Origin of the sequence: Methylocapsa sp. D3K7 (assembly GCF_029855125.1) — a bacterium.
Lineage (GTDB): Bacteria > Pseudomonadota > Alphaproteobacteria > Rhizobiales > Beijerinckiaceae > Methylocapsa.
In genome coordinates this window covers 3,865,704-3,891,445 of the sequence record NZ_CP123229.1, presented here as the reverse complement: position 1 = coordinate 3,891,445, position 25,742 = coordinate 3,865,704, and the positions used below count along the sequence as shown (strand labels likewise).

Sequence of the window (25,742 nt, the reverse complement as noted above, 5' to 3'; positions counted from 1 at the left end):
ATCAGGAGCCAACCGCGTGCCCCGCAGCCCTTCCACCATCACCATTTTAAACGTGACCGGCGCTTTGTTCTTGCTGAACGCCGGCGTGTCGGCCGGTTTCGCGGCAGAGCAAACCGTACGGCTACGGGCGGTTGATGATCGAAAGGCTGTAATCGCTACTGTCGAGCCGGTACGTCAATTGGTCGCACGAGCCCGGATCGAAGGAACGATCACCTCGCTCACAGTCAAGGAGGGTTCTTGGGTCAACGCAAACGAACATATCGCCGTGGTCGCGGACCAAAAGCTGCTGTTGCAAATGCAAGCCCTTCAATCGCGCATCCAGGCTCAACAAGCCAATCGAGATCAGGCGCAGATCAATTTCGATCGTGTTCAGAAGCTGCGGGCCGCAAACGTTTCGTCGCAGGCCCAAGTGGACCAGACGAAGACGAGTCTCGATGTCGCCCAACGCACCCTTCAGGCGCTGTTGTCGGACCGGCAAGTCATCGAAGAGCAAGTATCGCAAGGTGCCGTCCTTGCGCCAGGGACGGGGCGAGTGCTCAAGGTGCCGGTTTCCGAAGGCACCGTTGTCATGCCCGGAGAGACGATCGTTACAATCGCGATCAACAATTACATTTTGCGATTACAACTTCCCGAGCGGCATGCCCAGTTTATGAAGACAGGCGACACGATTTTGATCGGAGCACGGGGACTTCAGGTGCAACAGCAGGAGACGCTACGACGCGGTCATGTCGTTCTGGTCTATCCAGCGATCGAACAAGGCCGGGTCATCGCGGATGTCGAGGTCGAGAGCCTTGGAGATTACTTCGTCGGCGAGCGTACCCGTGTCTACATCGCCACCGGAACGCGCGAGGCGCTCGTTGTCCCAGAAGACGCTGTCTATCGAAGGTTCGGGGTGAGCTATGTGAAATTGAAGGATGGTACGGAAGTCGTTGTGCAAGTCGGTCTGCCCGTTGAAGGCGGTCTTGAAATCCTAGCTGGGCTTCACGAAGGCGACGTGGTGATCACACCATGAAACTTGGGATATCCGGGCATCTAACCCGCGCCTCCATCACTTCGCCGCTGACGCCACTTCTCCTGCTGGCGGCTTTGATCGTCGGTTGCCTGGCGCTGCTCGGGTTGCCGCGCGAGGAAGAACCGCAGATCAGCGTGCCCATGGTCGACATTATGATCACCGCCAACGGCTACAAGGCGGGTGATGCCATCGAGCTCATTACCAAGCCACTCGAAGACATCGTCAAAGCGATCAACGGAGTCGAGCACGTCTATTCGACCACTCAGGACGATTCCGTCGTTACGACCGCGCGCTTTTTCGTTGGAACTGACGAAGACACCGCGCTTCTGCGCGTGCATGAGAAGATTCGCGCCAATATCGCCGATTTACCCAAAGGCATTCCAGAGCCGGTCATCATCGGCCGTGGGATCAACGACGTGGCAATCGTGACACTCACCCTTGAGCCCAAACCGGAAGCCGTGGCCCGCTGGGACGACAATGGACTGTACCAGATCGCCCAGGAACTTCAGCATGAACTCGTCAAAACCGACGATATCGGCTTCACCTATATCGTCGGCGGCAGTCCGAACCAGATCCGAGTAGAGCCCGATCCCGAGCGGCTTGCCCTCTACGGCATTACCTTGAACCAGCTCGTCGACAAGCTGACCAACGCCAACCGCTCGTTCCTGGTCGGTGCCTTTGAGCAGAACAATAAGAACACTCCCGTCGTCGCCGGCCAAACACTTCAGGGGGTGCCGGACATTGGTCTTCTCCTTCTCACCTCACGCGAAGGGCGTCCGGTCTATGTCAAGGATGTCGCCGACGTGATCGTCGGCGCGGCCGAGCCAGACCATCGCGCTTGGACCCTCACCCGTACGGCTTCGGGGACGCTGGATCGTCGCCCAACCGTGACTATTGCGTTCGCCAAACGCAAGGGAGCTAACGCGGTCGTCGTGGCCGACCAACTCCTCGCGAAGCTCAAAACCGTGCAGGGGCGGCTTGTTCCTAAGGACGTTTCCGTGACGGTGAGCCGCAACTACGGCGAGACCGCCACCGAGAAGGCCAATGAGTTGCTCTTCCATCTCGCTCTCGCAACTCTCTCTATCGTCGCGCTTATCACGGTCGCGGTCGGATGGCGCGAGGGAATTGTCGTACTTGTCGTCATCCCAACCATCATCCTCCTTACACTTTTCGCCTCTTGGATGATGGGCTACACGATCAACCGGGTTAGCCTCTTCGCACTCATTTTCTCGATCGGCATTCTGGTCGACGACGCGATCGTCGTGGTCGAGAATATTGTTCGGCATTGGCAGACCCGTGGTGACAAGGATCTTGTCACCACGGCAGTGGAGGCTGTCGCCGAAGTCGGCAATCCCACGGTTGTCGCGACCCTCACCATCATCGTGGCGTTGCTGCCAATGATGTTCGTGAGCGGACTCATGGGTCCCTATATGAGCCCTATCCCGGCGAATGCATCCATGGCGATGCTGTTTTCCTTCTTCGTCGCCGTCACCATAACCCCTTGGCTTCTCTATCACATCGCGCGACGCCGGTTCGAGTCTCAGACGTCAGCCGGCACGGCAACGCATGAGGCACATGATATTGGTGCCATGGGACGCTTTTATCTCAAAATCGCGAGGCCACTGCTAACAGGCCGGCGCCGTTCCAAAGTCTTCCTGCTCGTTGTTACAACGGCCACAGTCGGTGTCTGCGTTCTGTTCGCGACCAAAAATGTCACCGTCAAGCTTCTTCCCTTCGACAACAAGTCGGAGCTTCAAGTAGTTGTCGATCTACCGCAAGGAACGACCCTCGAAGACACCCAGCGTTTCCTGATGGCCGCATCCGACCGGCTCAAGGATCTGCCTGAGCTGACGTCTATCCAGGCCTATGCTGGCACCGCCGCACCCTTCAATTTTAACGGCCTCGTTCGGCATTCTTATCTCAGAAGCGGCCCGGAACAGGGCGATCTCCAGGTTAATTTGCTACCGAAGAGCGAGCGCAAGCGAGCAAGCCACACCATTGCACTTGACGTTCGTCAACGTCTGTCCGACCTGCCGAAACCGGCGGGCACCATCGTCAAAGTCGTCGAAGTCCCTCCCGGTCCGCCGGTTCTCGCAACGCTGCTTGCCGAAGTCTATGGACCCGACGAGGCAGCGCGACGCGCGGCGGCGGCTAAGGTGCGCGAGGCGTTCCAAAAGGTGGATTTCATAGTCGATGTAGACGATACCTTCCATCAGCCAAGCGATCGGCTGCGTTTTTCGATCAACCAGGAGAATCTGGAATTCTATGGCGTCGATGAGCAAGCTGTTTATGACACGATCGCCGCCATCATCGGCGGGGTGAAGGTCGGCTACTCCCAGCGTGGTTATGGCACGAAGCCGATCGAGATTGATGTCAAGCTGCCGAAGCGCGCCGAGTGGATAGGCGAGCGCATTCTCTCGACGCCTTTGCCCGCTGGAGGGACCGCACGCCAGGGGAAGAATGTGGAACTCGGTGACGTCGTAACAGTAAAACGCGAACCAGCCTCCTACAGCCTGTTCCGCCGTGATGGCCGTTTCGCTGGGATGGTACAGGCCGAGGTCGCGGGGCGATTTGAGGCTCCCGTTTACGGGATGCTCGCCGTCGAGGATCAGATGAAGAAAATGGATTGGGGCAAAGACGGTGCACCTAAAATTCACTATCACGGTCAGCCACTCGATGAGTCAAAAACGTCGTTGCTGTGGGATGGTGAATGGGAAGTGACCTATGTCACGTTCCGCGACATGGGTGCTGCGTTTGCCGTCGCGATTCTTGGGATCTATCTGCTGGTCGTCGCTCAATTCGGCTCGTTCCGCTTGCCGCTCGTGATCCTCATCCCGGTGCCCCTGACCCTCATCGGAATCGTGTTGGGCCATTGGCTTATGAAAGCGCCCTTCACCGCAACGTCAATGATCGGATTTATCGCGCTTGCCGGTATTATTGTGCGCAACTCGATTTTGCTGGTGGATTTTATTCGTCGCCGGCGTGCCGAGGGGACGGTGCTGCGTCAGGCACTCCTTGAAGCCGGCGCCATCCGCTTCAAGCCAATCTTTTTGACCGCCGCAGCGGCAATGATCGGTGCGGCATTCATCATGGCTGACCCGATTTTTCAGGGACTTGCTATCTCCTTGGTCTTCGGCCTCGCCTCTTCCACCGCCCTTACGGTCCTTGTGATCCCGGCCGTCTATGTGTGGCTACGCGATGATTACAGAGAAATGGGCGAGATCTGACGCTGGGTTTCATGCCGGTAGCTTTGCGGAGACAACCGACTCTTGAGCGGATGGAATCATATCACGGAGAGACTCCTGCAACGATTAGTTTTCCCCACATTGGAAATCACGCCAACCTTTCGCTAACACGGCGGTTATCGGGTAGCCGTGCTGCCGCCAATGTAGATCGTTGTGATCGTTGTGGCGGATATCTCGCGACGGATACGTTATAGAGCTTAGCGAAGCATGTGACGTATTGGGCAGTGCATGAAAGTTGACATCACTACGACGCCCTGGGTCAGGCCTTTAATTGCCGATGTCATGCTCGTCGCGGCGCGACACGTGAACCGCAAAAGAAAATGCGATATTGCGTGGGTTCCTGACCAAAATAGAAGGAATTCGCTGGGTGGCGCGAGCGTTTCCTGCGATTCGTTCGCTTCGCCGACACACAAGGCCGTTCTTGGGCCAGTTATTCTAAACAAGATTCGTATCATGCAATGAGCACGCACCGCGTTAACATTCATGCACGGGGAATGCATTGCTCGGGCTGCGAACATATCATCGAAGACTCCGTGGGCAAGGTCGTCGGCGTGCAGCATGTCAAGGCAGACTATCCGACCGAGACGGTCGCGGTCGTCTTCGATCCAGCATTGACAAATGTCGAGGACATCTGCGCGGCGATCGCGCGGAAGGGCTACCGCTGTACTCTTCCGGCTGATACCGAGGTCCCGCGCAATAACTTCAAGAAGCTCGGTGCAGCTGTTTTAGGCATTCTTGGTGTCGTCTTCCTCATTTTTCTCGATACCAAATGGATTAGCCAGAATGGCGTGCCCGATGTCAGCCAGCATATGAGCTTAGGCCTCATTCTGGTCCTGGGTCTTCTGACCGGGTTTCATTGCGTCGGCATGTGCGGCGGCTTTGTTCTGAGCTACACGGCTGGCGACGCGCGCTTGGGACAAAGCTCTCATCTGTCGCATCTGCTTTATGGCGCGGGAAAAACCCTCTCTTATACCGTCATCGGCGCTTTGTTCGGGCTTTTGGGCGCCATTGTTGCCTTTACGCCCATGCTGCGAGGTGTCGCGGGTGTTTCGGCCGGAATATTTTTGCTCATCTTCGGCCTGAATATGTTGAACATCTTTCCAGTTCTGCGCAAAATCCGGCTTAAGCTCCCCGCCTCGCTTTCGTGGGTTTTATCCGGCCAGCAGACCCGCAGCCGCAAGCGTCCTTTCATGATTGGCCTGTTGAATGGCCTGATGATCGCCTGCGGCCCGTTACAGGCCATGTATGTGATGGCGGCGGGAACCGGCAGCGCCCTTGAGGGCGCCAAGATGCTCTTCACCTTTGGTATCGGAACACTTCCGGTCTTGCTGAGCTTCGGATTCCTGAGCAGTCTCATCTCGGGAGCTCTGACCCATCAATTGTTGCGGGCCTCGGGTGTGATTTTGATTCTGTTGGGGGCGGTCATGATCAACCGTGGACTGATCCTGACCGGTGCGGGTTACGATTTGCAATCGGTCATGACGTCGGCATCCAGCAAGCTTGGTTGGGCGGAGAGTCCGCCTCCCACGTCACCGATGGTGGACCATTTTCAAACCATCACGATGGATGTCATCAAATCGGGATTTGAGCCAAATCATTTCGTGTTGCGCCAAGGGATTCCCGTCAAATGGGTCATCGACGGCAAGGAAGTCACGGAATGCAACAGACGCATTGTCGTCCCCAAGCTGGGATTAGAATTTGATGTCAAGGAGGGGGTACAGACGATAGAGTTCACACCCAACGAAACAGGCCTCATTCCTTGGAGCTGTTGGATGGGTATGCTGCATGGACAATTTGAGGTGATCGCGGAACCGGCGATCACAGAGAAACCTCCCAGTGTTGCGGGCATGGACAAGCCGCTGCCACAGCCTTCCGGCAACATGACCGCGCGAGCGCCAGCTTCCACGGAAGAACCGTCTGTTCAAGCAAAAAACGCCGGAATCCCAGAGATGTATAAAGTGACGGCGGGCGATACACTCTCCAAGATTGCTCGCAAGCGGTATGGGGATGCGACGAAATGGCGCGAGGTCGAGAGCGCAAATCCAGGTCTCAATCTCAAAAAGTTGAAATCTGGCCAAATTCTTTATCTGCCAAATTTACCCGCCAACGGCAGTTCGAAGAAGAGCCAGTGATCGCTTCGCCTCCTCGCGGCTTCGGCGACCCTTGTTTTTGTGCCGGACCAGTCTGATCTACGATCCAAAGGGCTGCCGTTAGCTCAACTGTTTGTGAAGGAAACTGCCGATGTCCTCTCTCCCCTCCGATCCTAAGAATCCCAAAGCTTTCAGCATTCGTGTCGAGGGTATGGCCTGCGAGTCCTGTGTGGGGCGCGTTGAGAAGGCGATTTCCGCCACGCCAAGCGTTGCCTCGGTCTCCGTCGATCTCGCGGCAAAACGGGCCAATGTGGTCTTTGCGGGGGTCCCCGATATAGCGGCGGTCATCGCTGCGATTGGCGAGGCTGGCTATGAGTGCATGGTTGAGAACGCGGCCTAACGTTACAATCCTCGGAACATTTTGCGATCAGATTTACCGCATCATATCCCGGGGTTTCATATTTCGGATGATCTTGCCGCGAAACGGGTTTCCACTTTCGTGGATCATGTGCTGAAGGAAATCGCCAATGTCTTCTCTTTCTGCCGCTTCGAAGCAAGCCGCCGGATTCAGCCTCGGTATCGAAGGCATGACCTGCGCCTCCTGCGTCGCGCGGGTCGAGAAAGCGATTGCCACCACGCCAGGCGTCGCCTTGGCGTCGGTTAATCTCGCAACGCAACGGGCCGAGGTGGTTTTTTCGGGAGCTCCCGATATAGCGGCGGTCGTCGCTGCGATCGGCAAGGCGGGTTATGGGGCCGCGATTGAAACAGCGCGGTTCGATATCGATAAAATGAGCTGCGCGTCCTGCGTGAACCATGTCGAAAAAGCGTTCAAGAAAGTTCCCGGCGTGATCAAGGCCAATGTCAATCTCGCTGCCAGGACCGGAACGGTGCGCTTTGTGGCGGGGGCGACGAATGCCGACGCTCTCGCCAAGGCGGCGGCATCCGCTGGTTATCCGGCACGTGAGATTAAGCTGGGCGCGCCCGCGTCATCAAGCGCCGACCGGCGCGGCAAGGAATCACACGATCTCACGCGCGAGCTTCTGATCGCCACCGTTCTGACGGCGCCCGTTTTCGCGATCGAGATGGGCTCGCATCTTTTTCCCGCCGTTCATAGTCTCGTCATGACGACGATCGGCATGCAGGCGAGCCGGATTATTCAATTCATTTTGACGGCGTTGGTCCTGTTCGGGCCGGGCCTGCGCTTTTTCACCACGGGATTCCCGGCACTGTGGCGCGGCACACCCGATATGAACGCGCTGGTCGCTCTCGGCGCCGGCACCGCCTTCGCTTATTCTGCGCTCGTGACCTTCACGCCGAGCCTGTTTCCGGCTGGAACCTCGCATGTCTATTTTGAATCCGCCGCCGTGATCGTGACGTTGATCTTGCTTGGCCGGAGTTTAGAAGCGCGAGCGAAGGGCCGCACCGGTGCGGCCATTGAACATTTGATTGGCCTAAAGCCCAAGACCGCGCGCGTCCTGCGAGAGGGAGCGCCGGTTGACATCGCTCTAGAGGACGTCGTCGCGGGGGACATCATTCTGGTCAAGCCGGGCGAAAAAGTGCCGGTTGATGGACAGGTGGTCGAAGGCTCTTCCTTTGTCGACGAATCGATGCTGACCGGAGAACCTGGACCGGTCACCAAGGGCGCCGGCGCCAATGTGGTTGGCGGGACGATCAACAGAACGGGAAGTTTTTCCTTCCGGGTTACCAAGACTGGCTCTGACACTGTGCTGGCGCAGATCATCCGCATGGTCGAGCAAGCGCAGGGCGCAAAATTGCCGATCCAGGCCCTCGTGGACAAGGTGACCGCCTGGTTTGTGCCGGCTGTGATTGGCGTCGCTGCTTTGACCTTCGCACTCTGGTTTTGGCTCGGGCCGGCACCTTCGTTGAGCTATGCGCTGATCCAGATGGTCGCCGTGCTGATCATTGCCTGCCCCTGCGCCATGGGCCTCGCCACGCCAACATCGATCATGGTCGGTACGGGACGCGGCGCCGAATTGGGCGTCCTCTTTCGCAAGGGAGACGCCTTGCAGGCGCTTGCGAATGTGAGCGCGATCGCCTTGGACAAGACTGGAACGATCACCAAGGGCCGCCCAGAATTGACGGATTTTCTTGTCGCTCCCGGTTTCGACCAGATGGAGGTTCTCGCCTTCGTCGCGGCTGTGGAGGCGCGTTCCGAGCATCCAATTGCGATGGCGATCACCGCTGCGGCAAAGGAGGCCGGGGTGGCTGGTAAAGAGCCGCCGGGCGTTGCCGACCAATCGAACCTTCACATGAAACGGCATGTTTCGGCGTGGCGGAGGTTCTTGTCTTGGTCAAGGCTCACAAAGCATATCCAGCATCCGGCCGGAACCAGTGAAGAAGCTGGGTCGGTCACTGCGCAGGCGGTCAACTTCGCCGCGCGGCCAGGCCTTGGCGCCGAAGCCATGGTCGAATGGCACCATGTCGCGGTCGGTGCGGATCGTTTCATGGCGGCGCAAGGCGTCGATATCGCGGCCTTCGCCGAGGCGGCCGCGCGTTTTGGCGAGGATGCAAAATCTCCGCTTTACGCGGCAATCGATGGCAAGCTCGCGGGGCTTGTCGTCATCGCCGACCCCATTGCGCCAAATGCGCGGCGGGCGGTGGGGGCCTTGCGCGCGCAAGGGCTCGAAGTCATCATGGTGACCGGCGACAATCGCCGTACAGCCGAAGCGGTCGCCAGGGAGGTCGGGATCGGCACGGTCGTCGCCGAAGTCCTGCCGGAAGGCAAGATCAATGCGTTGCACGAACTCCGTGCGCGGCATCGCGCGATCGCCTTCGTTGGCGATGGCATCAATGATGCGCCGGCGCTGGCGGAAGCCGATGTCGGTCTTGCTATCGGCGGCGGCACGGATGTCGCCATCGAAGCGGCCGACGTCGTTTTGATGTCGGGTGACCTCGGCGGGGCGGCGGCGGCAGTGGCGCTGAGCCGGGTCACGATGCGCAACATCAAGCAGAATCTCTTCTGGGCTTTCGCCTATAATATGATTCTGATTCCGGTTGCGGCAGGGGTGCTTTACCCTGCATTCGGCATCCTGCTGTCGCCAATGCTGGGGGCGGGCGCCATGGCGTTTTCCTCGGTCTTCGTGGTGACGAATGCGCTGCGACTGCGGCATTTCATGCCACCGCTGCAAAGCGTGGTGCCATTGGTAGGGAAGGAGGAATTGCGGCAAGCGCTAGCGGAATAGGCGGTTTAGTTGAAATTATGTCCGGGCTCGGACGCTGGCGCCGCTTCATCGCCTTCTTCCTTAAGGATGACCGCGGTCGCCCAAATGACCTTATTGTCCTGATTTGCCTTGGTGGTAGACGATCACGTTATGAAGGGCCTCGATTGCCAGCCGCAAACTCTTGGTCTTTACGCAACAAGCTGTCGGTCTGTCGCTTCGGAGCGGCTGTTTGGCTTCGTGTGGCCTGTGTAGGGCGGCAGCTTGCTGGACAGCAGTCGGTGCCTGTCATTTACATAATTAAAGACTGGCTGTCGTCCTCGATCCGTTTAGCTAACCAGTCATCGGCTTCGCGATGAATTAAATGATGACGGACCGATTAGTCATCGAAGCGCATGCCCCGGTTCCATCGGTAGCCTGCGAGTGTACCGATGATCCGATTCGGATCGGGGCAACCATTACACCAGCGACGACTTCCAGAACAACACGATAACACTCCAAGCAGAAATCGCCGTTCGTCAATCTCGTTCAGCACGCCGGTGGAAATTCGGTATATACGTGCAACAAGGCTTACAAATACTTAGTGACCGAGGAGAGAGCTTCCTCACAAGTGCCCCCCCTTCCTACGGGGTCCAGCCATGGCCCTCGGCGAACTCGATGAATTCCTCGAGGTCATGATCCTCTCGTTCACGCAACCATAATAGACCAAATATTCTGACGATGCCTAAGCCCGAAACCGGCACCTGCTTAACAGCTGGCATCGAGAAGCAAGCGGGAACAAGTGCTAGACCTATTCCGGCGGCGACGAGAGCCATCGATCTGTCAAATTGGTCGGTTTGGGAGACAACTCGTATCTTGATGCCGTGCGAGGCAAGCTCGTTGGTCCCGTCTTGGAACCTATCGCTGCCTGTCCGCACGATGAAAGGTTCGTTGTGAAGATCGGAAAGCTTTACGGTTTGTTGCCGCGCGAAGCGATGATCTTCTGGAACAGCTAAAAAGTACGGCTCTTTGAAGAGAGCGCGACTAGCGAACTTCGTGGCGTCGCCGTCTAGAATCGTGAGCACAGTGTCGAGCTTCTGGTCAACGAGAAGTTCGACTAATTGGTCACAAGAACCATCGAACACCTCAATTGACAAATATGGGTTAGCTCGCCGAAAAGAGCTCAGCAGCTTGGAAACGTGTCGACTTGAGAGGGACTGCAGTATTCCAATTCTCAGAAGTTTTGGAGCGACGATCGTTTTGAGATCGGCCTTCAACGTATTGCATGCACCCAGAATTGCTTTGCCAGATTCGAACAAACGTCGCCCCGCGGCAGTTGGGACTACCGGAGTGCAGCGCCGATCAATTAGCTTAACTTCAAGTTCGGCTTCGAGTCTCGCGACGCTTGCCGACACAGCCGGCTGCGAAACTGCTGCTAGTTGAGCGCCTTTCGTGAAACTGCCTGCCTCGATGACGGCGATAAAGTGTCTAATACCAAAGGTCATAGCGACTGACCGACGTGAGCCCATTCTCGCATCCCGATGGATGTGATTGTTTCAGGCTGGGCTATGAGCTTTCGCCAGGCGGCGCAGGCTGCGTCGATGATGGCATCGTAATTTTCGAAGACGGTGTTTGAGAGCCAGTTCTGACGCAGATACTGCCAGATGTTCTCGACCGGGTTCAGTTCCGGCGCGCGCGAAGGCAGGAAGATCGGCGTGATGTTTTCGGGCACGTTGAGCTGGCTGGTGGTGTGCCATCCGGCCCTGTCGAGCAGCAGGACGGCATGCGCACCCTTGGCGACGTTGTGCGAGATTTCGTCGAGATGGAGCTGCATCATGCCGGTGTCCGCATAAGGCAACGCGAGGGCCGCCCCAACGCCGCGGGCGGGGCAGATCGCGCCAAACAGATAGGCGTTGTCGTAGCGCTGGTCGGCGGGCTGCCTTGGCCTCGTTCCACGCCTGGCCCACTGGCGGACGAGGCCATTCTTCTGGCCGATCCGGGCTTCGTCCTGGAACCAGACTTCGACCGGCGTCGTCTCTGGCAGTTTGTCGAGATGAGCCTTCAGCGCGCGCGGGAAGTTTTTTTGAACGCCTCGACGATCTGTTCGTCCTGGGCTGGATGGCGCGGCCTTGCGCTGATGTGCGAGAAGCCGAGCTTCTTCAAAAGCTTTCCAACGTAGCGCTCGTGGAAGTCGACGCCGAACCTCTCGGCGATGATGCGCCTGAGGTCCACCCGGCGCCAACGCACGACGCCATCCTTCTCACGATCCGGCCCGGCCTCGACGATTGTCGCGAACTCGGCCAACTGCGCGGCTGACAGGCGCGGCGCGGGGCCCTCTGTCCAGTTGTCGATGAGGCCCTCTGGCCCGGTGGCGTTGAAGCGATGGACCCAGTCGCGCAGCGTCTGCCGATCCATCCCGCCGATCTTGGCCGCCGCCCTCCGATCCATCCCGTCCCGCACTGCCGCCAGCGATAACAGCCGGCGACTCTGGTTGACGTTCTTTGAGCGCCGGGCCAACACCCGAAGCTCCTTGGCCAAATAGTCCTCTCGCAATTTCACCGCTGATGGCATGGCGCGAATCCTCCGCGCCAAGGGAATCAGAAAACCGCCGCCAAGGGAATCCACTCAATGAGTCATCCCGCGGGGCCATTAGTATAATCTGATAGAGTTCCATGCACATTCAATATCGGCATCGGTGCCACCGATTTAAAGGGTGAGACGGTGCGATCAAGTGGATTTAAGAATGAGCCCGCGTCATGCGGTTTAGCCCAGCGGGATCAATCTCGGCACAGGCCGCAAACACCTAGGCGCGATAGTTGATGGAAGAAAGTCTACTTCGAGGAAAGCCGAAGAGATTTGTGAGCTATATGAATTTCGGTAGTGGGCCGGTTTGAATGTGGCAATGGGGGATTTGAACCGCTCTGCGCTAGTGACACATTTTGGTATGATCGTTTTAAAGAAAAAATCGTTGTTCGCAAGCATCAATAATTACTTGGTTTAAAAGCAGAACTACTTGTAAATCGGGAGAACAATTTGTAATTTTCAATATGTGTAGTGGCGTTCACTATTTATAGTTTCGCAGCTACACTCCGTCCACCACGGTAAATTTGGCATCCCTACGCATAATGAAGTACAATTATGTGTGTGTTTTCTACTAATGCTCGCAACCACATGCTATGAATGCTTCTGGTGCAAAGAACGCAATCGACGGGATATGGGTGACACGAGACGGCTGACCGACTGGTTCTAGAGCGTCGACGAAAACTACTTCAAGGCCAAGGGTCGTTGGACTGCCACTCCGCTTTTATCGGCGGCCCTTCAGACGCCAAAGCAAACAGCCGAGCAAGACCACACTCGATAGCAATAAGGCGTCTCATCGGTCGGCCAGGCAATTTCTCTGCATACAACATGCATTGGGAAACATCAGTTCAGACTTGGAAAGTTTCGCATCAACGACAAAACTGCATCTGAAATTAGGAATGCAGTTCTCGACGCTTTATACGAAATGGATTCCCGAGCCTTCGTTTGGTTGACCCCTCAAGACTGCACCACAGCCCCCCAAACGCAAGGCGTAGTTCAAAATCCCCTGCCCTTTGAGCTTGCGCCCCGTTTAGCGTTTGGATCCCCGAACCCGTAGCTGCATTCAAACCGTAGCCTTGCCGGCCGCCGTTGCCTCCGGCACTTCGACCAGATGGCCGCTCTTCACATCGTAGTAATAGCCATAAATCGGAATATGGCCGGGCACCAGCGGGTACGAACGAATACGTTTGACGTCGTCCACAACGCTTTTCGCGAGGTCTTTAAATGTCAACCATTTCACGTAATGGCCGTGTCCACTGCCAGGACCGTGCCCGTAATCATGCCAGCCTGTTTCGTCGATCGTCGCGCCTTCGAGGCTCTGGTCGAGTAGGTTGCTGATGATCTCGTCGTCGAAAAGCTGCATGCCGCAATCGGAATGATGCACGACGAACCATTCCTTGGTGCCGAGTAGCTTGTAGGAAATCACCAAGGAACGGACTGCGTCGTCGCTGGCGCGCCCGCCCGCGTTGCGGATCACATGCGCATCGCCCTCGGCAAGTCCGGCATATTTTGCTGGATCGAGACGCGCATCCATGCAGGTGAGGATGGCGAATCGCCGCGCGGGCGGCAGGGCCAATTGAGATTTGGCGCCAAAACTCGCGGCATAGGCCTCATTGGCCTTCAAAACCTCCGGCAAAACCGACATTTACGTTTCCTCCGCGGCAGATTTGCTACCTGCGCTTGTTGTTTATGCGCTGATATTGGCGCATCAAGGTGACGGTACGCGAGGCAAAAGAGAAGAGAAAATCATTTTTCATTATTTCAATCATAATGAATATTTATATCATGCGCACACTGACAATGGTTCACGCCAGCTACGCTTTCTCCTTGAACCTGCGCCGGATCCGCGCCGATGAGTGATGCAAATGCGAAGGCCATCGCGGACTACCTCGCCAGACCTACTGAGGAATTCGTTAACGGGAGCGTTGTGGTTTTGCATAGCATTTCTCCTGCAAGCCGCGAACTACGACATCTTAAACTGGTATGGATCTAGCTACAGGTCTGGTTCATCCGTGGGGTTGGGGCTTGGCTGATATGGCGACGGAGGAAGACATCGCCAGTAATGCCTTTGAGGCACTGGCGCGGGCACATGACCGGCGTCACGCAGTGGCCGAACGGTCAAGCGTTTTTCAGCGCGCACCGCGCTTTGGCTTTTTGCCGAACACCTCATAGATTGCCGCGAGAACCGTCCGTACATCTTCATTCGCCAGATTGTAATAGATCGTCTTTCCGTCACGCTTCGTCTTGACGAGACCGTCGAGACGAAGGCGGGCGAGCTGCTGCGAGACGGTCGACTGCCGCAGTGCAAGAAGCTCTTCGAGATTGGTCACAGATTTCTCACCTTCAGATAGGAGGCAAAGAATCAAGAGACGAGATTCATGCGATAGCGCCTTGAGGAATCCGGTCGCTTGCTTCGCCCGCGCAACCATCCACTCGATGTCTGCCGAAACTTTGCAGAGCTTGCGCTGCTTGATCGTCATTTTATGTCCTACGACACTTGGGACCGAACGTGACACCACCTTTAATATTATTCGTTCTTTCTGGTGGTATGGTATTCTTCCATGAAATTTGAGTTTGGGGAGACTCCGATGAGAATGCAGTTGCCGCTTGGTGGGTTCATTTTCCTTTTTCTGGGTGCCACGACCATCTGCGCTCAGCAGCAACCTACGGTGAAGGCGACCACGTTGCTGAAGACGACCACAACGATTACCGGCCAGAAGCTAGAATATCCGGGGAACAACCCGCAAGTCGCCGTCACGTTGGTGGAGATCCCGCCGGGCGTCGACGTTGGGTGGCACGAACATCCGAATATCCGCTATGTCTATGTGATCGACGGCACGCTGACGATCGAGTTGGAGAATGGAACCCGGCGGGAATTCCCGGCCGGAACTATTTTCGTCGAGGCGTTCGGAACTAGGCATCACGGCATGAATGCCGGCTCGACGCCTGCTAAAGTTCTGTTCATTGACCACTCCGAAGAGGGACAATCCAATATGGTCAAGACCGAGCCCCCGGGACCGCATCACGATGCGCCGGAGGACCACCGTTAGGCCGCCTCGAGGTGGCGCGATTGCCTACAGCAACGGCGGCCTCGTGCTACGTGATTGCGGCCAGGTTGTCCGCTGGAGGCGTGTTAAATTGAGCCAAGAGTAGGCGATTTTCGAATCGATGTTCGTCGGTGATGAGCGAACTGAGGCGTTGATGTTTAGACACATTGGCACTAACCTGACGGCCTCTTGCCGAACCGTGGCGACCTGGGTTGCGGTGATGTCGGCAGTCAAAGCTGTTTCGTCATCGGGCTTCGTGGCAATCTTGCGCTGCGATGATCGATTCTGACCCAGAACGCGACAGGCACTACGTTCAGATACGACGAACGTCGCTTTCAGATCCGTTCGACTTCGTCGCCCAGTCCTCACTGAATAAGGCGCTCATTCTGGAAAGTCGCCCAGAAAAATTGTGCTGATGGACAAATTCGGATCCCATAAACGCATCGGCGTTCGGAAAGTTATAGAAGCCGCGGGTGCAGCAGTGAGCTTCCTGCCAGCTTATGGCCCGGACCTCGATCCTATCGAATAGGTCTCCGCCAAGCTCAAAAGCACATTGCCCAAAATGGCACGCCGAACCGTCGATGCATTCTGGGACACAATCGGAATTTCCCTCGATGACTTTTCTCGCGAAGAATGCTTCAACTACTTTCGCAATTAGGTCCACGTAATCAAAATACGTTCTAGTATGACCAGGCTGGAACCTTAGCAGGGATGTCGAAGTTGAATCCCCACGTGGATGAAACTGAGGAGTCTGGTCATGAAAGTTCAAGTCACACGTCCGTTGTCCGCTCTTTCCGTCGCGGCCGTATTGGTGTTCGCGCCGTTCGCTGTGTCTGCCCAGAACGCCCCCATGATGGGAGGCGAGATGAAAGGGGGAAACATGGGCGACGGCATGCAGGGCGGCGCCATGATGAAAGGCGACGACATGATGAAGGGCTGCGACATGATGGGCGGCGGCATGGAACACATGCAGCATATGATGTCGATGATGCATGAGAAGATGTCGCATGCCGGAGATCGGATCGCATCTCTCAACACCGAGCTGAAAATCACCGAATCTCAAATGCCGGCATGGACCAAATTCTCCGACGCTCTTCTCGCGTCCGCGAAGTCCATGGAAGAGTCGATGGATATGATGCACAAACATATGCAATCCGGTGTTATGCTCCCCCTTCCCGAAAAACTCGACCACCACGCCAAAATGGCCGCCGCGCATGTTACGAACCTGCAGGCAATCAAGGCGGCGCTCGATCCGCTTTATGCGTCGTTCAGCGACGAACAGAAAAAGATCGCAGACGATCTGAAGATCGGCCCCATGGGCCTGATGTGACGAACCAGCGGGCGCACATCGAGGCGCGCCGCTCTTGGTTAATCTCCACCCGTGTTTGCCAGCGCCACGGCAGAGAGCTTTGGCGGCTTACGTTTGAGCAGTTCGACAAGGCAGAGGGAGACAGCGGCTCGACCAAGTCATATCTGCTGGATGAGGAGTGGATCCGACCACCAGAACGCTGCGCAAGGTTTCGTCACCGGCGAGTGTGATGACGCGAATTCGGCTGCATAGCCGCAGATCGCTTTGGCCAGCCGCGTCCGATTGCAGATCAGTCGATCGCGCAGCCTATCAGCATCAACGTCACCAGTTTCTCGGTGTCTTCGCCGGCAAGGGCCGCATCGCTGTGATCGCTGCCGCACTCATTGGCACCGCGGAATACGCGAGCCAACCACGCAGGACTTGGCCGAGGCCAATTCATGCAAAGTCCGTTTGACCACGTCTTGATCTTAGATTTCGTATTCGCTCAAACGCGGCGCTAGATTGAGGATTTCTGGGTGCTCCACGAATGGATCACCCAGAAATCGCATCATAGGACTCTTTCATCGCCTTTCGAATCCAATGCTGCTGGCCGGGCTGGGCCTTCGTACATGTAGGTCATGAGGTGCGGACCGCATAGCGGTTGAAGTTGCCGAGACGTCCTGGAGACCACAAACGACCGTACTGTTTTTCCGGTCGCATAACCTGCCAAGGCGGGAACGCGATCCTGCTCGTAGCTACGCGTGCCCATTTCGCCGATCGCCTGTCTTTCCACGCCAGAGCCCTACGACCCTCTCAAGCTTGTTGCATAGCCTGTGGCCCTGCCCTTTCTAATCATCCCCGTTCATGGGCTGCATCTGGCGCCCGTGACACGCGGGGGCAGTCATGGGGGCATTTTCTCTCCTGTCAGAAGCGGTTTTGCGTGGCGCCCGCATGCTGCGCACCGCGCTCGGGCCGGCGATTGCGGCCTGGCTTGAAGAACCTGGCGTCATCGAGGTCATGCTCAATCCGGATGGACGTATCTGGATCGACCGGCTGACCGATGGGCTGGCGGACACGGGCGCATGGTTGGCGCCGGCCGATGGAGAGCGAATCATCCGCCTCGTCGCGCATCATGTTGGCGCGGAGGTTCATCCCAGTAGCCCACGTGTTTCGGCCGAACTGCCCGAAACAGGCGAGCGCTTTGAAGGCCTGCTTCCGCCGATCGTCGCGGCGCCTGCCTTTGCCATCCGCAAGCCGGCGGTCGCCATCTTCACGCTCGACGATTACGTCGCCGCCGGAATCATGTCGCCCGATCAAGCGAACGTCTTGCGGCTCGCGGTCGAGAACCGCCGCAATGTACTCGTCGCCGGTGGGACGTCCACCGGTAAGACAACGCTCGTCAATGCATTGCTCGCCGAAGTGGCGAAGACCTCCGACCGCGTGATCTTGATCGAGGACACGCGCGAGCTTCAATGCCAAGCATTGAACCTTGTGGCGCTTCGCACTAAGGACGGCGTCGCGTCGCTTTCGGATCTTGTTCGCTCCTCCTTGCGCCTGCGTCCGGACCGCATCCCGATCGGCGAAGTGCGCGGGGCCGAAGCGCTGGATCTTCTGAAAGCCTGGGGCACCGGGCACCCCGGGGGGATCGGCACGATCCACGCGGGGTCCGCGCTGGGCGCGCTGCGGCGCCTCGAACAGCTCATCCAGGAAGCCGTGGTCACCGTTCCCCGCGCGCTGATCGCCGAAACGATCAACGTCATTGCGGTCCAGGCCGGACGCGGCGCCCAACGCCGGCTCGTCGAGCTCGCCGCCGTCGACGGCCTCGATAAGCGCGGCGACTATCGCCTCGCCACGCTAGCCAAATCCACTTTCCTTGGAGATCCCGCATGAACAAACCTTTCCTATCACTTCGCGACTGTACCCAAATCATCTTCACCACGCTGCTGTCCGTCTCGTTGCCTTTGATGGCGACAGGCTCGGCGCATGCCGCCGGATCGAACATGCCCTGGGAGCAGCCGCTGCAGCAGGTGCTTCAATCGGTCGAAGGCCCGGTCGCGAAAATCATCGCGGTGATCATCATCATTACGACCGGCCTGACACTCGCCTTCGGCGACACGTCGGGTGGCTTCCGCCGGCTCATCCAGATCATTTTCGGCCTGTCGATCGCCTTCGCCGCTTCGAGCTTTTTCCTGACGTTCTTTTCGTTCGGCGGCGGGGTGCTTGTCTGATGGGCGGAATCTTGTCGCACGAATCCGTGGCGGGATTCGACGCGCCGGTTCATCGGGCGTTGACCGATCCGATCCTGCTCGGCGGAGCGCCGCGCGCGGTCGCCATCGCCAATGGCACGCTGGCCGCAGCCGTTGGGCTTGGCCTGCGGCTCTGGATCCCTGGTCTCGTCATTTGGGCGATCGGACATGCCGCCGCGTCGCGCGCCGGATCTCCTTCACGACCTGTTCCGCCGGTGCTTTCGCCGGCCCGGTTTTCTGTCTCATCTTCGCTCCTTGAAAGCCTACGATGAGCCAGAAACCCTCTCTTCCTCAACCCGTTAAATTTGTCTCAGAGGCGCTGACGCCGGACACATTGATGTGCGACCTGACTGGAGTCAGCATCGCAGCGCCAGGGAGAGAGTAACTTTAAGGCAGGCGCGCCGGAAAGAGTTTCGCGAGCCTGACGCCAGCGCGCCGCCGCTATTCTCCGCGATGCACTCGATGCCGCCGTTATTCGGCGACCTGCGGCCGATCGCTCTTCTCACGTAGCGGCCTTTGCAACGCCGTCGCTTCGTCGATCGATTGCGTAAGCCGCGTGTCCCATTCTTTCTCCCTCGCCATCAGCCGCTTACCGGTAGGCATGAACTATCAAAGGAAAAAAAACGTGTTTAGCACGCTTATGAATATCCTTCGACGTTGCGGTGTCGGATGCGGAGCGTTGGTCTTGGCTTTATTGGTCACTTGGCCTGGGAAGCCTTGTGACCACGCGTGCAGGCCGACTCACGACGCCTAGTATGCAAGCGTCCGGTTAAGTTGGCCTACATCAAGAATGTTTTTCGCCTTTTCGGCGACGGCTATTTGAACGACAGTTCTTTGCAATTTTCGACCACCAACCACTTCATGTCGGGTGGGTTTGTTTTGGTGAAGACTATACCTTCATTTACGTTTTGTTGGTTGCCACGCTCGTCAGTGCCGGAATCATACGCAAGCTCGAAACTGAACCGATTGGCTTCAGTCCCACCGCTTGGGTTGTTAATGCCAATGGGAATGATAACAACACTATTGATGTCGAGTTTTTTGCCCGCCGGGATAGTGGTTTGCGGAATGCTCGTAAAGCCCATGGTCTGTGCGAATCTCGGATCTGGATGCACAAAGCGGCGATTCCAATTCGATACCTGTCCTTCCGCTTGTGCAGGAGTGGATTGGTTCACATAAAGTCGCTCCGGCGTTAAAGAGAAGCTGCTGCCATATTTTGTATTGTCCACTGATTCGATTTTGAAGACAGCAAAGCCTTCGTCTGCCGCTGCGGTTATAGGGCCAGCTGGCGTTTCATAGCCTTTGCATATGCCGACCTGTTGATATGATATATTGGTAAGATTGCTAGAACTTCGACCGCATCCAGATAGCGCGATAGACCCCGCGACAAGCATTGGAACGGACAAAAAACACATTGTTGATGTTTTCATAGCACTCCATCCTTTAAGCGAGTTAGTTGCCCCGGGCGCAAGAGAGCGGCTCCTCCGTGTTCTCCTTTAGACTCGTCAGTGACCAGTCATTGATTGGCTCGGGCGTCGCCAGATTTTGTAAGAACAAAAGGAGTCAGAATGTTAACGCGTGATGTTAACGCGTGAAGTCCGGATTCGTCGCGTTTCGGTCTTTGTGGCTTCGTAGCACGATGATCCATCTGGGCTCAATCACGAGCAATGTGGCCACGCCAGCGACGCCGCCGGCGAGCTTGGCCAGCCGTTCCTGTAGCTTTTCACAGTCGTAATCGGAGGTCGTCTCGTCGATCTGCGCCTTGATCTTGGCAATGCGCGCTTCGATATCCTTCTTTTCACCGGCGCCGTCGATGATCGTGGTCGTTTCCTTGTCGATATGCACCCGCTTGGCCCGGCCGAGCATCTGCGGAGTCACGTTCTCAAGCTTGATGCCGAGTTCTTCCGAAATCAGCTGACCGGCGGTCAGGATCGAGAGACTGCTCTCGGCGTTGCGCGAAGTTTACCACGGCGACGGGAGATTTAGGGCGTCTATCTTGGTCTATGTTCGCGGGCCGAATTACGAACCTGGAACACAGCCGACGTCAAAGCGCCAATCGGCCGGTTTAACGATGCAAGCCTAACCAACCGACATGCTCAACGTCAGCGTGTCGGTTGGGTAGGCTCGCAGGGTCCTTGACTGAGGCTATGGCGCGCGTCGGCTTATGAAATCATTTGAACCTTTGAGGCCGACGACCTATAATTCAAGGCGGAGAGCAGCCCCATGTGCACGGATAATAGTTTGAGGGTTGGATCGGCGGGAGAACACCGGACGAATACGATTGCCCTCTACGGAATCATAGTGAATGGCGCGTTTGAACTTGGAGAAATCGCGCGTATTGAAATCGAGATCCAAAAATTAATTCCATCCCATTCCGCTCAACCCCGTTGCCCAAGTTGGCTTCCATCGGCGCCCACCCGCTGGCCGGCCCCCCCGCAACACTGAGGTAAGGGGCTCCTGCTTGCGGCTTTGTTGCATGCGATGCTCGCGAGTGAGGATTGCCCCCGTGCAACGAATATTAGGCGACGCGCACGCGGATTGGACGTCTGAGTTCCAACATTCGGTTAAGCGCCTTGACCGCCGACGTGCATCTTCACGTAAACGCAATGCGTCCCCAATCAAGCGTTTGTAGCGGCCGATTGCCGCTTCGACATTCGAACGCTGATTATAGCCGGATGTTTTCTGCCAATTCATACGCCAATGTTGTTTGATCGAACGAATGTGCAAGTCCCGCCGGGTCGGCGCTGTCCTTGCAACTGATCCGAGCACGGCTCCCTTGCACGGAGGAACGATGCACGCCACAGAGTTCTGCCCGACGCCCTGCATTTTACTCGGCCCGTCTGGGACGGGCAAAAACCACCGTCGCCCTGGCATTGGAGCTAGCGACCTGCCAGAGGGGCCACAGTGCCGCCTTCACGAGGGCGCACGAATTCATGAAGCGCGCGACGAACGTCGCCTGCGGGCGCTGTAAAAGCACCGCAACACAGTCAAACTGCTGATTGTCGACGAACTGGGCTACGTGCCGCCGGCACTTGATGGATTCAAGCTTGATGTCTAACCCCAATGTAGCCTAAATCATTAATCATTTTGGTAGGGCAAGCACATCGTTTGTTCGGCGCTTGACGCGCGCAACAGTGCTACCCTCACAATTGGAGATACAGATGCCAAATGGCACCGTGAAATGGTTCAACCCTACCAAGGGTTTCGGGTTTATTCAGCCGGAGAGTGGTGGCACCGACATTTTCGTTCACATAAGCGCCGTCGAGCGTGCTGGTCTGAGTAGCTTGAATGAGGGGCAAAAGGTGTCGTTTGACGAAGAGCGCGATCCAAAGAAGGGAAAGACCTCTGCCGTCAACATAAAGGCTCTCTAAGTTCCTACGATAGGAACAGCCGTGGCCGCCAGAGGGCGTTGTCATGTTGCCAAATAGAAGCACGCGGCATTGACACATCAGCTTAGTATACGTTTTTGAAGCCGTTTCAGGTTGGCAGCGTGGAACGCAAGCGCTTGATTTTGCTTGCGGCAGTGAAGGCTCACCGCCACTATTGACAAGCAATAACTGTTAACGTGTCAAAGCCCGTCCCGCCCATGATATCGGCGAGGACGAGGGGCAGAAGCGCTTCAAAAATCGCCTCCGGCTGCATTTCGAGCAAGCGAGCCGAACAAGCCTTTCGACTGACGCGCCCCTTGCCCTAATGCATGAGGCAACCTACATCTAATAGCCTTCCCTACAGATAGTCGTTGCGCTGGTTCCGAAGCTCGTTGGGACCCATGCTTGGCAAAAATTTGGGGCATCTGAAGAAGGAGCAAGGCAATGCACGCTAAAATTTTGCGCTACAATGCGACCTCGTCTAGAGACGTCCTTGCGCGCTTGGCTTTGCGACGGGCGAGCATCATGCACTTGGTGGACCTGAAACGCGGGGGTTACTCCCCATGTCGCACAGAATTGCGGATTGGCCGTCTTAGCGATCGGCCGATCTTCCTCCGATGCAAGCCATGCTGAAAGAACTGCCGATTCCATATTCGACCAAATAGGGATCGATCATTACATCGCAGGTCGCGGCGTAAGCCGATGCATGTGAATGGCGTGCTCGTGGCTCTTATTCGAGGATCTGCCCGAAATTCACCGCCGCCGCGAGATGCGATTGGTAGAGCTTGCGGTCTCACGCTTACCCGCGACATAAAGGCCTTCGTCTTCAAGTTGATGGTGTTCGATAAGCCGGGAATACGAGCGGCAGCTTCGGCGAAAAAGCCTATTGATCTGATGGCTCTGTCAGGCTTTGACACGTTCGTGGGTATACTTGTCAATCAAGTGGGCCGGTCTCACCCCGCATGTCGATAGTTCAATGCCTTAGGACACTTGTCGCCGATCAAAATCGGCTCGGAAATCGCCCACTCTTGGCCAATGTGACATTGCCGGACGAATTCATCTGCCAGTAGCATCCCGCAAGTGTGGTAGCCGGGGCGCGGTTACTTTACCTTTTGCGCGTCCGTGCTATTGGTCGGGGGACCGTCCAGCGGCTGGCCTTTCCCATAGGCAGTTTTCTTGTATTGATCGCGCTCTTTCGCAATCTTCGTGGTCCAGCCCGTGTTCCACGTGATCACGGCTGTATTGCCCTCCTCTTTCCAAGTACCGACCATTCCCTCGCCACGGCTCGCCTTAGCTACCCCGCCGCTCGAAAGCGTGATTTCGAAGGTCTGCCCGGCCGTGTCCTTCACCTTCCACACTCCTTCGAAGTCGCTTGCGGAAAGGCTGGAAAAAGTTGTCATGGCAATCGCGAAGACCGCTGCCAGGATAGCGGTTGTCGCTTTCCCGATCGTGTGCATGGTTTGAACCTCTAAAAATCAGCGTTTCAAAGCCCATTGGTGAGAACGTCTGTGCTTTGTCCGAAGTTCCCAATGGCGGAACAATCACGTGAGAAGCCGGGATGTCTGGCGGCAGCACGGGCGACATTCATCAACTTGCACCGACAACATAATCGAAGGCCGCCATGAGCCCGAAGCGCGCCTCGATCGTTTGAGTCGCCTCACGCTGCTCGATCCAAATGTTATGCGCTTTGTATACATTCATGGTCCGCCCGCTCTCTTATCGGCGCCGACAGCCATTCACTCAACTTCGACCAGCGCCGTCGACCCGACACATTGCGAACCGCGATGGCGACAGCCTTTTTCTGACCGACCAGCACGACCAGCTTCTTGCCCCGCGTGACGCCTGTATAGAGTAGGTTTCGCTGTAGCATGGTGTAGTGCTGCGTCATGACCGGGATCACCACCGCCGGATATTCCGAGCCCTGGCTTTTGTGGATGGTCGTAGCGTAGGCCAGCACCAGCGTGTCGAGTACGCCAAATCCGTAGGTGATGATGCGGCCGTCAAAGCTGGCGGTGAGCTCGCCTGCACAGGGATCAACTTCGTCGATGTAGCCGATGTCCCCGTTATAGACCTCCTTGTCGTAGTTGTTCTCGATCTGCATGACCTTGTCACCGGGCGCAAAGGTCCAACCAAACCTCTCGACCTTGCGCTCTCCGGCGGGGTTCAGCGCCGCCTGCAGTTCGATATTGAGCGAGCGTGCACCGATGCCGCCCCGGTTCATGGGGCACAGAACCTGGATGTCGCGAATGGGATCGAGGCCGAAGCGCGTGGGGATCCTTGTCTTGACCAGCTCGATGATGCGCGGCACGGCCGTTTCGGGGTCGTCTGCCGGCACGAAGTAGAAGTCACTCTTGGCTCCGGGCGCGCTGAGATCGGGAATAAAGCCCTGGTTGATGCGATGGGCGCTGGTGATGATGCGGCTCTGCGCGGCCTGCCGGAACACTTCGGTGAGTCGTACCACTGGCAAAGCGCCGGATGAGATCATGTCGGCCAGAACTTGGCCTGGCCCGACCGAAGGAAGTTGGTCGATGTCGCCCACGATTAACAGGGCGGCCTTGTCCGGCATGGCCTTCATGAGCGCCTGCATCAGCAGGACGTCTACCATGGAGGTCTCGTCAACAACCAGGAGGTCGCAGTCGAGTGGGTTATCGTCGCCGCGTTTGAAGCCGCCACTCTTGGGGTCGACTTCCAACAGCCGGTGGATGGTCTTGGCCTCGAAGCCGGTCGCCTCCGTCATACGCTTGGCGGCGCGACCGGTCGACGCGCAGAGCAGTAGCCTCACTCCCTTCGCTGCGAATATGCGCAGAATGGCCTTGACGATGGTGGTCTTGCCGACGCCGGGACCGCCGGTCATGACCAGCACTTTAGATATCAGTGCGAGCCGGATTGCGACTACCTGGCTTTCGGCGAGGGCAAGCCCAAACGTTCCTCGACCCACGGCAAGGCCTTGTCCGGATCGATCCAGGGCCAGGGCAGCCTGCCATTCGCAAGCCGCATCAGCCGGTCGGCGATGGCGCGCTCCGCCCGATGCAGACCTGCCAGAAACGCACAGCGCGTTTCGTCGACACTGTCGGCGATGACCGTGCCCTCGGTCAGTTCCAGACCAAGCGCGGTGCCGATCAGCTCCGGCGGGACCTCAAGCAGCTTCTCGGCAAGCGGCCCCAGCTCCTCCGTCGGCAAGCCGCAATGGCCTTCGTCCATGGCCTCGGTTAGCGCATAGGCGATACCGGCGCGAACCCGGATCATCGCCGTTTTTTCGATCCCAAGCTTCGTGGCGATCGCGTCGGCGGTCTTGAAGCCAATGCCGCGGATGTCGCGCGCGAGGCGATAGGGGTCCTCCGCCATGACCTGCACGGCGTCCGCACCGTAGGTCTTGTAGATGCGCCATGATGCCGATGAGGCCACTGGTCGAGAGTACGGCGCCGATCGCGGCCTGGCTCCAATGCACCTTTGTGAGCAGGAAGACTTTCACATAGGCCCCGAGAGCCCCCCACGCACATCGGCGAGGAAGAAATTGAGCCAGTCCAGAGCATTCAGCCGCATGCCAGGCTCCAATCTATATCCCTCTCCCCGTAGCACGCCCTGGACGCTGCCGATGCAGTCGAGGTGCGTAGGTGAACCCCCGGCGCGGACGCCGATCATTCGCTTCGGGAGTTCGAGTGATTGGGGTTCAGCCCAAGACCGATCGACAGGATGTCCACGAAATGCCTC

General features: G+C 57.2%; 18 protein-coding genes and 3 pseudogenes. 11 read left to right on the top strand and 10 right to left on the bottom strand.

Going from position 1 to position 25,742, the window contains the following annotated elements:
- The first annotated feature begins 16 nt into the window (after nucleotides 1-16).
- The 5 genes from QEV83_RS18255 to QEV83_RS18235 all read left to right on the top strand — a co-directional run bounded on the left by QEV83_RS18255 (nucleotide 17) and on the right by QEV83_RS18235 (nucleotide 9,550).
- Entirely contained in the window at nucleotides 17-1,012 is a 996-nt protein-coding gene (locus QEV83_RS18255; RefSeq protein ID WP_280129070.1) for an efflux RND transporter periplasmic adaptor subunit, read from the top strand.
- Nucleotides 1,009-4,239 (top strand): efflux RND transporter permease subunit, encoded by a 3,231-nt coding sequence (locus tag QEV83_RS18250; RefSeq protein ID WP_280129069.1) that lies wholly within the window; start codon nucleotides 1,009-1,011, stop codon nucleotides 4,237-4,239. The genes QEV83_RS18255 and QEV83_RS18250 overlap by 4 nt, the downstream gene beginning before the upstream one ends.
- 476 nt (nucleotides 4,240-4,715) lie before the next feature.
- Nucleotides 4,716-6,389 carry a sulfite exporter TauE/SafE family protein gene (locus tag QEV83_RS18245; RefSeq protein WP_280129068.1) on the top strand — a complete coding sequence of 558 codons (1,674 nt, stop codon included), beginning with the start codon at nucleotides 4,716-4,718 and terminating at the stop codon, nucleotides 6,387-6,389.
- Nucleotides 6,390-6,498: 109 nt separating this feature from the next.
- Nucleotides 6,499-6,747 (top strand): heavy metal-associated domain-containing protein, encoded by a 249-nt coding sequence (locus QEV83_RS18240; RefSeq protein ID WP_280129067.1) that lies wholly within the window; start codon nucleotides 6,499-6,501, stop codon nucleotides 6,745-6,747.
- Between the two features lie 127 nt (nucleotides 6,748-6,874).
- Nucleotides 6,875-9,550: a heavy metal translocating P-type ATPase gene (locus QEV83_RS18235; protein WP_280129066.1), complete on the top strand. Its 2,676-nt coding sequence runs from the start codon at nucleotides 6,875-6,877 to the stop codon at nucleotides 9,548-9,550.
- Nucleotides 9,551-10,149: 599 nt separating this feature from the next.
- Here QEV83_RS18235 and QEV83_RS18230 read toward each other — a convergent pair.
- From QEV83_RS18230 to QEV83_RS18215, 4 genes are all read right to left on the bottom strand, one after another.
- Nucleotides 10,150-11,010 (bottom strand): LysR family transcriptional regulator, encoded by an 861-nt coding sequence (locus tag QEV83_RS18230; protein ID WP_280129065.1) that lies wholly within the window; start codon nucleotides 11,008-11,010, stop codon nucleotides 10,150-10,152.
- Nucleotides 11,007-12,076, bottom strand: a protein-coding gene (locus tag QEV83_RS18225; RefSeq protein ID WP_280127821.1) for an IS630 family transposase whose coding sequence is annotated in 2 segments (ribosomal slippage) — nucleotides 11,007-11,590 and nucleotides 11,590-12,076 — 1,071 coding nt in all. Because the reading frame shifts where the segments join, the coding sequence is not laid out codon by codon here. Before QEV83_RS18225 ends, QEV83_RS18230 begins: the two co-directional genes overlap by 4 nt.
- Before the next feature lie 1,072 nt (nucleotides 12,077-13,148).
- Nucleotides 13,149-13,730 carry a carbonic anhydrase gene (locus QEV83_RS18220; RefSeq protein WP_280129064.1) on the bottom strand — a complete coding sequence of 194 codons (582 nt, stop codon included), beginning with the start codon at nucleotides 13,728-13,730 and terminating at the stop codon, nucleotides 13,149-13,151.
- 484 nt (nucleotides 13,731-14,214) lie between these two features.
- Nucleotides 14,215-14,565: a metalloregulator ArsR/SmtB family transcription factor gene (locus tag QEV83_RS18215; RefSeq protein WP_280129063.1), complete on the bottom strand. Its 351-nt coding sequence runs from the start codon at nucleotides 14,563-14,565 to the stop codon at nucleotides 14,215-14,217.
- 108 nt (nucleotides 14,566-14,673) lie between these two features.
- On the opposite strand from QEV83_RS18215, the gene QEV83_RS18210 reads away from it, so the two are divergent.
- Both QEV83_RS18210 and QEV83_RS18205 read left to right on the top strand, forming a co-directional pair.
- On the top strand, nucleotides 14,674-15,135 hold the full coding sequence (locus QEV83_RS18210) for a cupin domain-containing protein (RefSeq protein WP_280129062.1): 462 nt from the start codon (nucleotides 14,674-14,676) through the stop codon (nucleotides 15,133-15,135).
- A 754-nt stretch (nucleotides 15,136-15,889) separates the two neighbouring features.
- Entirely contained in the window at nucleotides 15,890-16,462 is a 573-nt protein-coding gene (locus QEV83_RS18205; RefSeq protein ID WP_280129061.1) for a Spy/CpxP family protein refolding chaperone, read from the top strand.
- A gap of 53 nt (nucleotides 16,463-16,515) precedes the next feature.
- Here QEV83_RS18205 and QEV83_RS18200 read toward each other — a convergent pair.
- Nucleotides 16,516-16,684 (bottom strand): annotated as a pseudogene (locus tag QEV83_RS18200) (IS110 family transposase); the annotation flags it as partial.
- A gap of 639 nt (nucleotides 16,685-17,323) precedes the next feature.
- Here QEV83_RS18200 and trbB point away from each other — a divergent pair.
- The 3 genes from trbB to QEV83_RS18185 all read left to right on the top strand — a co-directional run bounded on the left by trbB (nucleotide 17,324) and on the right by QEV83_RS18185 (nucleotide 18,938).
- Entirely contained in the window at nucleotides 17,324-18,310 is a 987-nt protein-coding gene (trbB, locus tag QEV83_RS18195) for a P-type conjugative transfer ATPase TrbB (RefSeq protein WP_280129060.1), read from the top strand.
- A 74-nt stretch (nucleotides 18,311-18,384) separates the two neighbouring features.
- On the top strand, nucleotides 18,385-18,648 hold the full coding sequence (locus QEV83_RS18190; RefSeq protein WP_280131137.1) for a TrbC/VirB2 family protein: 264 nt from the start codon (nucleotides 18,385-18,387) through the stop codon (nucleotides 18,646-18,648).
- Nucleotides 18,648-18,938, top strand: a complete 291-nt coding sequence (locus QEV83_RS18185; RefSeq protein WP_280129059.1) for a VirB3 family type IV secretion system protein — start codon at nucleotides 18,648-18,650, stop codon at nucleotides 18,936-18,938. Before QEV83_RS18190 ends, QEV83_RS18185 begins: the two co-directional genes overlap by 1 nt.
- 199 nt (nucleotides 18,939-19,137) lie before the next feature.
- Here the strand turns inward: QEV83_RS18185 and QEV83_RS18180 are convergent, their stop codons facing one another.
- From QEV83_RS18180 to groEL, 3 genes and pseudogenes are all read right to left on the bottom strand, one after another.
- A complete protein-coding gene (locus QEV83_RS18180; RefSeq protein WP_280129058.1) occupies nucleotides 19,138-19,269 on the bottom strand; it encodes a hypothetical protein in 132 nt (43 codons plus the stop codon).
- Nucleotides 19,270-19,481: 212 nt separating this feature from the next.
- Entirely contained in the window at nucleotides 19,482-20,093 is a 612-nt protein-coding gene (locus tag QEV83_RS18175; protein WP_280129057.1) for a hypothetical protein, read from the bottom strand.
- Nucleotides 20,094-20,343: 250 nt separating this feature from the next.
- Nucleotides 20,344-20,601 (bottom strand): annotated as a pseudogene (groEL, locus tag QEV83_RS18170) (chaperonin GroEL); the annotation flags it as partial.
- A 1,223-nt stretch (nucleotides 20,602-21,824) separates the two neighbouring features.
- On the opposite strand from groEL, the gene QEV83_RS18165 reads away from it, so the two are divergent.
- On the top strand, nucleotides 21,825-22,034 hold the full coding sequence (locus QEV83_RS18165) for a cold-shock protein (RefSeq protein ID WP_280129056.1): 210 nt from the start codon (nucleotides 21,825-21,827) through the stop codon (nucleotides 22,032-22,034).
- Between the two features lie 1,097 nt (nucleotides 22,035-23,131).
- On the opposite strand, the gene QEV83_RS18160 is transcribed toward QEV83_RS18165, so the two are convergent.
- Complete coding sequence (locus tag QEV83_RS18160) at nucleotides 23,132-23,488, bottom strand: hypothetical protein (protein ID WP_280129055.1); 357 nt, start codon at nucleotides 23,486-23,488, stop codon at nucleotides 23,132-23,134.
- A gap of 221 nt (nucleotides 23,489-23,709) precedes the next feature.
- A pseudogene (locus QEV83_RS18155) lies at nucleotides 23,710-25,448 on the bottom strand (ATP-dependent RecD-like DNA helicase); the annotation flags it as partial.
- Nucleotides 25,449-25,742 lie beyond the last annotated feature (294 nt).